The organism is Paenibacillus sedimenti, from assembly GCF_014534655.1.
Classification (GTDB): domain Bacteria; phylum Bacillota; class Bacilli; order Paenibacillales; family NBRC-103111; genus Paenibacillus_E; species Paenibacillus_E sedimenti.
The window spans coordinates 1-1,792 of record NZ_JACVVD010000039.1; the positions used below are offsets into that span (position 1 = coordinate 1).

Consider the following 1,792-nt stretch of genomic DNA (forward strand, 5'->3'; position numbering starts at 1 on the left):
TCCCGTCCCTCAGTATTAAGCGTTTATCTCTCATATACTCAATCATTCGCAGGATTTCATCACTCTGAATATACAGGTCTTAAGGAAGAGTACTAGAGACAACCATCAGATGTCCTATCAAGGCATGCGGGAACAGAAGAAACATCTGGGATATTTCCCCAAGCGCTTATCTACTGCACGCATCCTCCACAATTCCCCTGGTGATTAACCATCCCATGACTCTACGGGTCGATGCCCTTACATTCCTTCGTTACACCTGTCCAAGGTGTGGAGCCCGATAGCGTTTAGCTGATGGGTCTGTGCCCTTATGGGAAACGAACTCGGTCCTCCGTGCTTTCTTTGTCTGAAATCCTACGAATGATTCAATGTACGATCATCTCATTACATACCTATATTAGGCAGCGTTCATGTGGACAACTTTTTCTGGTGTGAACAACTCGTCTTGTTGCACCATTCCGACTAGAATTCTTGCTAGTTTTCCAATGAGTTTGAACACAGACTGCCTCTTACTCATGTGTTTAACTTGTACATTATTCTCATGCAAATGCCGAAATACAGGATTTGTTCCCACCAGGGTAAGAGTCGCCATGTACATATATTTTCGAAGGGCGGCATCTCCTCGTTTGGAGAGGATGATTTGGCCTGTTCGCATCCCTGACTTGCTTTCCGCAAGGTTTAAGCCGGCTTTCCTCAATAGTTGACGACCATGGGCATATTGCTTTAAATCACCAGCTCCAGACAGAATCGCTGCGATATAGATCGTACCGAGACCTTTTACCGAGCGAAGTTGGTTGGCTAGCGGAATCTCTCCAAGTAACGTTGCGACATCCTGTTCAATTTGGTCTAGCATGGCGGTAATTCGCTCGTACTCTTCGATTAAGCGTTGTAAATCCTGTTTGGCCTCTTGGAGGGATACAGACTGCTCTCCGACGCTCTGGGCTGCTTTAGCTAGCAGTTCAGCGGCTTTCTGAATGCCCGTTGTACCTGCAGCTCGTCTCATATGGTTCCTCCAGCCTGTAATGACCTCTTCCGTCGATTTCCCTTGCAAATCAAGCGGAGATGGAAACTCTTTTAGGGTTGCCATGGATCTTGGGCAACTCCAATCCTTAAACACTGAAGTATATTCGGGGAAGTAAATATCCAACCAGCGCGTTAACCGATTCTGAAGGCGAATACTATTACCGCTCCAAAATTCCCGATCGCTCATGATGGTACGTAATCGCTGAAATTGGGGAGCTTGCCGGGTGTACTCGTAGTAGTAACCTCGGCTCACAACATCTGCTATGACTAAGGCATCCTTTGGGTCGTTTTTAGAAGGACTGTTATCTCGATTTTCTTTATTTCGCTTCGTCGTAGCTGGGTTTACCAGAACGACTTCGATGTTCTTTTTTAAGAGCCAGTTGGCCAAGTTGTACCAGTAGTGCCCCGTTGGTTCCATGCCGATTAAAATGCTCTTAAGCCGGTGTTTTAGTAGTAAACCTTCAATCCAACGTTGTAATTTCTCAAACCCTTGCAGAGTGTTTTTGAATGACAGATGTTGGCTAGTGAGCACAATTCCACGATAGTTAGTGGCTTGAGCGACGTGAGTTTCCTTAGCCATATCGATACCAATAATAAGATGAGATGTAGTAATTCGTTCAATCCGTTGATTTTGTCCATCCGTTTGTTTAAACTTCATAGTAAGAGCGCCTCCTTGATGGTGTTGGGTGTTTACCCGTCGACAAACCCATCATACCGAGGCGCTCCTTTTTTGACAAAGCCCATTTCTTAGGCTATACAGGAATGTTTAGTT

1 protein-coding gene is annotated in these 1,792 nt (G+C 45.4%); it reads right to left on the bottom strand.

What is annotated here, in order from left to right; genetic code table 11:
- Window positions 1–394: 394 nt before the first annotated feature.
- Window positions 395–1,678, bottom strand: coding sequence for an IS110 family RNA-guided transposase (locus tag ICC18_RS33270; protein WP_188178676.1), 1,284 nt, complete (start codon window positions 1,676–1,678; stop codon window positions 395–397).
- Window positions 1,679–1,792 lie beyond the last annotated feature (114 nt).

Bases quoted from the DNA above. Each gene is read 5' to 3' on its own strand.
- ICC18_RS33270 (WP_188178676.1), bottom strand. From the start codon at position 1,678: ATGAAGTTTAAACAAACGGATGGACAAAATCAACGGATTGAACGAATT.